This window comes from Streptomyces sp. NPDC058239 (genome assembly GCF_042882185.1).
Classification (GTDB): domain Bacteria; phylum Actinomycetota; class Actinomycetes; order Streptomycetales; family Streptomycetaceae; genus Streptomyces.
Window position 1 is genome coordinate 21,234 of record NZ_JBHVWS010000089.1, and the last position, 6,286, is coordinate 27,519.

At 71.5% G+C, this 6,286-nt stretch carries 5 protein-coding genes; 2 read left to right on the forward strand and 3 right to left on the reverse strand.

What is annotated here, in order from left to right:
- Positions 1-20 precede the first annotated feature (20 nt).
- The 3 genes from ACFVYE_RS44780 to ACFVYE_RS44790 all read right to left on the reverse strand — a co-directional run bounded on the left by ACFVYE_RS44780 (position 21) and on the right by ACFVYE_RS44790 (position 4,240).
- On the reverse strand, positions 21-1,706 hold the full coding sequence (locus ACFVYE_RS44780; protein ID WP_383968561.1) for a thiamine pyrophosphate-binding protein: 1,686 nt from the start codon (positions 1,704-1,706) through the stop codon (positions 21-23).
- Positions 1,703-2,671, reverse strand: coding sequence for an agmatinase (gene speB, locus ACFVYE_RS44785; RefSeq protein ID WP_383968557.1), 969 nt, complete (start codon positions 2,669-2,671; stop codon positions 1,703-1,705). Before speB ends, ACFVYE_RS44780 begins: the two co-directional genes overlap by 4 nt.
- A gap of 102 nt (positions 2,672-2,773) precedes the next feature.
- Positions 2,774-4,240 (reverse strand): sodium:solute symporter, encoded by a 1,467-nt coding sequence (locus tag ACFVYE_RS44790; protein WP_383968554.1) that lies wholly within the window; start codon positions 4,238-4,240, stop codon positions 2,774-2,776.
- A 121-nt stretch (positions 4,241-4,361) separates the two neighbouring features.
- On the opposite strand from ACFVYE_RS44790, the gene ACFVYE_RS44795 reads away from it, so the two are divergent.
- Positions 4,362-5,846, forward strand: a complete 1,485-nt coding sequence (locus tag ACFVYE_RS44795; RefSeq protein ID WP_383968551.1) for a PucR family transcriptional regulator ligand-binding domain-containing protein — start codon at positions 4,362-4,364, stop codon at positions 5,844-5,846.
- 252 nt (positions 5,847-6,098) lie between these two features.
- The coding region (locus ACFVYE_RS44800; RefSeq protein WP_389609264.1) for a DUF6507 family protein at positions 6,099-6,286 on the forward strand (188 nt) is incomplete at its 3' end.

The window sequence follows — 6,286 nt, forward strand, 5'->3', positions numbered from 1 at the left end:
GCCGACGCCCTGCGGATGCGTCACAGATGCGTCGGTTCGAACATCCTCAGCAGGGCCGGGAGCACGACCACCGAAGGGCCCGGCTGTGCGAAGGACTTCGCCAGGTCGTCGGCGAGCGTCTCGGGGGTCGTACGGACCGCCGGGACGCCGAAGGACTCGGCGAGGGCGACGAAGTCGGGGCGGGAGAGTTCCGTCGCCGTGGCCTCGCCGAAGGCGCCTGTCATGTATTCGCGCAGGATGCCGTAGCCGCCGTCGTCGACGATCAGCCAGGTGACCGGGAGGTCGTACTGGCGGGCCGTGGCCAGTTCCGCGATCGAGTACATTGCGCCGCCGTCGCCGGAGACGGCCAGGACCGGTTTCGTACGGTCGGCCGCCGCCGCGCCGAGCGCGGCCGGGAAGCCGTAGCCGAGACCGCCCGCGCCCTGGGCCGAGTGCATCGTGTTCGGGTGGCGGGCGTCGAAGGCGGACCACGCCCAGTAGGCGAGGATCGTCATGTCCCAGAAGCTCGGGGACGTGCCGGGCAGCGCCTGGCGGACCGAGGCGATGAGCTGCTGCTCCAGGGTGAGTTCCTGGCCGGCGATCCTGTCCCGTACCGCTTCGAGCACCGTACGGACCCGGTCCGGCGCCGACGGGTCCTCGCGGCGGTCGACCGCGTCGAGGAGGTCGGCCAGGGCCTCGCGGGCATCGGCGTGGATGCCGAGTGCGGGGTGGTTGGACTCCAGCTTGCCGGCGTCCGCCTCGATCTGGATGACGCGACCGCGCGGGGCGAACGTGTGGTAGTTCGAGGAGAGTTCACCGAGTCCGGAGCCGATGACCAGCAGCACGTCGGCGGACTCCAGGAAGTCCGTCGTGTGGCGGTCCTCCAGCCAGGACTGGAGCGAGAGCGGGTGCTCCCACGGGAAGGCGCCCTTGCCGCCGAAGGTGGTGACGACCGGGGCGTCGAGCTTCTCCGCGAGCGCGAGCAGCTTGCCGGACGCGTCGGAGCGTACGACTCCGCCGCCCGCGATGATCGCCGGACGCTCGGCCTTCGACAGCAGGTCGGCTGCCACGGCGGTCAGTTCGGGACGGGCGTGCAGTTCGCGCGGGGTGGCGTCCATCGCCGTGACGACGGGCAGGGTGGTCTCGGCGAGGAGCACGTCCTGCGGGATCTCGATCCAGACCGGGCCGTGCGGGGCACTCAGCGCGGACTCCCAGGCGGCGGCGATCGCCGACGGGATCTGGGAGGCCGTACGGACGGTGTGGACCGACTTCACGATGTCGCGGAACGACGCCTTCTGGTCCCTCAGTTCGTGCAGGTAGCCATGGCGTCCGCCACCCAGACCCGCGGTCGGGATCTGGCTGGAGATGGCCAGCACGGGAGCGGAGGCCGCCGCCGCCTCCTGGAGCGCGGCGAGGGAGGTGAGGGCACCCGGCCCGGTGGAGAGCAGCAGAGGCGCCACTTCCCCGGTGATGCGGCCGTACGCGTCGGCGGCGAAGCCCGCATTGTTCTCGACGCGCAGGCCGATGTACGTCAGGGCCGAGCGGCGCAGCGCGTCGAACATGCCGAGCGCGTGCTGGCCCGGCAGGCCGAAGACGGTGGTCGCGCCGAGGCCCTGGAGGGTCTCGACGACGAGGTCGCCGCCGTTGCGTCCGGCCGGGGGGTTCAGGGCGGCCGCGATCTGCTCGGGGGTGAGCTGCGGGCGCTCGTCGTGGTGGTCGTGGCTCACTTCGTACGGGCCTCTGCGATCTGGCGGGACATGATCGTCGTCAGTTCGTACGCCGTGTGGGAGGCGGCGACGGAGGTGATCTCGGCGTGGTCGTACGCGGGGGCGACCTCGACCAGGTCGGCGGAGACCAGGTTGCAGGAGGACAGCCCGCGGACGATCTCCAGGAGTTCGCGGGAGGTCAGACCGCCGGCCTCGGGAGTGCCGGTGCCGGGGGCGTGCGCCGGGTCCAGGACGTCGATGTCGATGGAGATGTAGAGCGGCCGGTCGCCGATGCGCTGGCGCAGCTGGTCGGCGACCTCGTCGACACCGCGGCGCATGACGTCGGCGGAGGTGACGATGCCGAAGCCCATCTTCGCGTCGTCGTCCAGGTCCTGCTTGCCGTAGAGCGGGCCGCGGGTGCCGACGTGGGACAGGGCGGAGGTGTCGAGGATGCCCTCCTCGACGGCCCGGCGGAACGGGGTTCCGTGGGTGTACTCGGCGCCGAAGTAGGTGTCCCAGGTGTCGAGGTGCGCGTCGAAGTGGAGCAGGGCGACCGGGCCGTGCTTCTTCGCGACGGAACGCAGCAGCGGCAGCGCGATGGTGTGGTCGCCGCCGAGCGTCATCAGGCGGGCGCCGGTGGAGAGGAGGTCGTCGGCGGCGGCCTCGATCGTCTCGACGGCCTCGTTGATGTTGAACGGGTTCGCGGCGATGTCACCGGCGTCGGCGACCTGTGCGAGCGCGAACGGCGAGGCGTCCTGCGCCGGGTTGTACGGGCGCAGCAGGCGCGACGCCTCACGGATCGCGTTACCGCCGAAGCGGGCACCGGGGCGGTAGGAGACCCCCGTGTCGAAGGGCACACCCACAACGGCGACATCGGCGGTGCCGACCTCGTCGAGGCGGGGCAGCCGGGCGAACGTCGCGGGTCCGGCGTACCGCGGGACGCGGGAGGAGTCGATCGGACCGCGCGGCGATTCGTTGCTGCTCATGGGGGTGCCTTTCTTGTTGCGATGCGTGGTGACGCGGGGTGCTGCACGCTTTGTGGGCGTTCGTACGATATTCGAAATCACCCGGCGCGTGCGGACAATGCTTTACGTGGTGACCGGCTCCGGGGCGGTCTCCGTGGTCTCGCCGCCCCGCCCCGCCAGCCGCTCGCGCCAGGCGGCCAGCACAGCCGCGTCGGTCGGCTTCGTGGCCAGCGAGACGATCACGTACACCACGAGCGAGGACAGCAGGCCGTAGTAGACCGGTTCGTTGGCGAGGATTCCGTACGACGCCATCAGGCCGATCACCGCGAGGCCACCGACGGCCACCGAGGCCAGCGCACCGGCCGCCGTGCCCCGGCGCCACAGGAGACCGCCCAGGATCGGCACCAGAAGCCCGCCGACGAGCAGGTTGTATGCGACGGTCAGGGCCTCGACCACGTTGTTCAGCGCGATGGCGATGGCGATGACGGCGACACCCATGATGAGGATGAAGACCCGGTTGCCCTTCACCTCGTCGTGCTCCTCGCCGCCGCCCCGCGACACCACGCCCCGCAGCCGGGACCAGATGTCGTTGTTGGCGACGGTGGCGCAGGCGATCAGCGCACCGGAGGACGTGGACATCACCGCGGCCAGTGCGGCGGCCAGGACCAGCCCTCGTACACCGACGGGCAGTTCGTCCTTGACGATGGTGGCGAACGCGGCGTCCGCGCTGGGCAGCTTCGGGTACATGACCTTGGCGGCGGTGCCGATGACGGCGCCGGCGATCGCGTACACCAGACAGTACGTACCGGCGACCGTGCCGCCCCAGCGCGCCGTCCGGTCGCTCTTCGCGGTGAACACCCGCTGCCAGATGTCCTGGCCGATCAGCATGCCGAAGGTGTAGATCAGCACGTACGTGAAGATCGTCTCGCCGCCGATGCCCAGCGGGTCGAAGTACTCGGTGGGCAGCTTGGCCTTCATCTCGCTGAAGCCACCCGCCTTGATCACCGCGATGGGGAGCAGGAGCAGCAGCACACCGATGGTCTTGACGACGAACTGCACCATGTCGGTGAGCGTGATCGACCACATGCCGCCGAGCGTCGAGTACGCGACGACGATGGCGCCGCCGAGGATGATCGCGACGGTCCGGTTCATGTCGAACAGGACGTCGAAGATGGTCGCGTACGCAATGGTCGAGGTGACCGCGAGCATCAGCGTGTACGCCCACATGACGACACCGGAGATGAGCCCGGCCCGGCCGCCGTAGCGCAGGTCGAGCATCTCGGAGACGGTGTAGACCTTCAGCCGGGCGATGCGCGCCGAGAAGAAGACGGACAGGGCGAGCAGTCCGAGGCCGATGGTGAAGACCATCCAGGCGCCGGAGAGTCCGTACTGGTAGCCGAGGCCGACGCCGCCGATGGTGGAGGCGCCGCCGAGGACGATGGCGGCCATCGTGCCGGAGTACATCCAGGGGCCGAGGCGGCGACCCGCCACCAGGAATTCGCTCTTGGACTTGGCGCGGCGCATGCCCCACCAGCCCATGGCGAGCATGCCGGCCAGATAGACGATGATCACCGCGTAGTCGACAGCCATGGGCTTCCTCCGTTTCAGTCATGTGCGCACGTCGTACGTGGTGAAGACGGTAGGTGGCCCACAGGCAACGCTGAAGTGTACGTTTCATCCATAATTGAAGTCACCGATGGATGGACCGTCCATGCCTGAAGCCCCGGCCGGGCTCATTCCGCCCGCTCCCCCCTCCCCTTCCACGCCCCCCACTCCCCCGATCCCGCTCACCGAGCTGCTGGCCCGCGAGGAGCTGGGGCTGCACCGGATCGCGGGTCCGGCCGAGGCGGATCTGCTGTGGGTGCACACCTCGGAGATGGCCGACCCGTACCCGTATCTGCTCGGCGGTGAGCTGCTGCTGAGCGCCGGGGTGCTGCTCAAGGACCCGGACGCCTATGTGGCCCGGCTGGTGGAGGCGGGGGCGGCGGCGCTCGGTTTCGGGGTGACGCCGGTGTTCGACACGGTGCCGCAGGCACTGATCGAGGCGTGCGACCGGCATGGCCTGCCGCTGGTGGAGGTGCCGCCCGAGACCCCGTTCACGGCGATCGCCCGGGCGGTGTGGCGGCTGATGGCCGAGGCCCGGCACCGCGAGCTGCGCCGGGTGACCCGGGCCCAGCAGGCCCTGGCCACGGCGGCTGCCCGGCCCGACCCGATCCCCGCGGTGCTGCACCAGCTGGCGGCCCAGCTGGAGGGCCGGGCAGTGCTGCTCTCCGCGGACGGCGAGGAGCTGCACGCGGCGGGCCGCCGCCCGGCCCCCGACATCGGGGCAGCGCTGGCCCGGCTCACCCGGGTGGTCTCCGCCGGGCCGCGCCCCGCGCCGACGTCCGCCACCGACACGGTGCGGGGCGCGCACCTGTCCGCGTACGCGCTGGGCGGCGGCCAGGGTCTCGTCCTGGCGCTGGCGACGGAGCGGCGCGAGGCGGGCGACCACACGATCGCCGGGGTCGCGGTCGTCCTGCTCTCCCTGCTGGCCGCCCCGCACCAGGGCGCCGACGCGGCGGGCCGGTCGGCCGCGCTCGTACGGATGCTGCTGGGCGCGGACCCGCAGGACGTCGCCCCGCTGCTCGGTGGCGCCGAACAGTGGACGGTGGTGCACGCGCGCCGCAGCGGCGACGGCCCGGTCGACCCGCTGACCGCCGGCGCACTGGGCGCCGCTCTGGGCTCGGCCCTGGTCGACGCGGGCCGGGGCGGCGACGCCGTCAGGGTGCTGATCCCCGGCGTTGACCGGATCACCCCGCAGCCCGGGTGGACGCTCGGCGCCTCCGCCCCCGCACCCATCACGGCCCTCGACCTCGCCGACGGCCAGGCGTCCCGCGCCCTGGGCCGGGCCGTGGCCACCCGCACCCCCCTGGCCCACCACCACACCGACACCGGAACGGGCCTGGCCGCCCTGATCCCCCCGGCCCAGGCCGAGGCCCACGCCCGAGCCCTCCTCGCCCCGCTCGCCGAGCCCCTGACCGAGACCCTGCGCTGCTGGCTGAGCCTCCACGGCAGCTGGGACCGCACGGCGACGGCCCTCCAGGTCCACCGCAACACGGTCCGCCAACGCATCGCCCGCTGCGCGACGCTGCTGGACGCGGACCTGGACGACATGGACGTACGGACGGAACTGTGGTTCGCGCTGCGGCAGCGGTGAACAGCATCCATCGGTGACTGCAAACGCCTGACGCGGCGTCCGGGCAGGCGCCCGCACCGACACCCGACACCAGGTCAGGAGCAAGCCAGGGTTGGCTGATTGCCGATTTGCTGATTGCACCAGTGATGTCCGGGTTGATAAAGATGACCGGGCGAACGGTTGTTCAACCGCCGGAAGTCCAAGCGTGAGGCAGCGGCACCGGCCGAGTGGTGACGCCGAGACGGATCAGCGCGCGTACAGGGGGGCTTTCGCATGGTGGCGTGGGATATCAGGCCGCAGGGGGTGCAGGGCCAGTTGAAGGTCACCGGTACGCATGCCGGGGACCTGGAGAAGGCCCTGACCGCGCTGATGGCGACCATGTCGGAGGCTGCGCAGGCGGCGGGTACGGCGGTGCCGGGCTCGCAGGCCGCCACGCCTCTGCAGGGCCCGGTGGCACCGGG

Bases quoted from the DNA above. Each gene is read 5' to 3' on its own strand.
- speB (WP_383968557.1), bottom strand. From the start codon at position 2,671: ATGAGCAGCAACGAATCGCCGCGCGGTCCGATCGACTCCTCCCGCGTC.
- ACFVYE_RS44790 (WP_383968554.1), bottom strand. From the start codon at position 4,240: ATGGCTGTCGACTACGCGGTGATCATCGTCTATCTGGCCGGCATGCTC.
- ACFVYE_RS44795 (WP_383968551.1), top strand. From the start codon at position 4,362: ATGCCTGAAGCCCCGGCCGGGCTCATTCCGCCCGCTCCCCCCTCCCCT.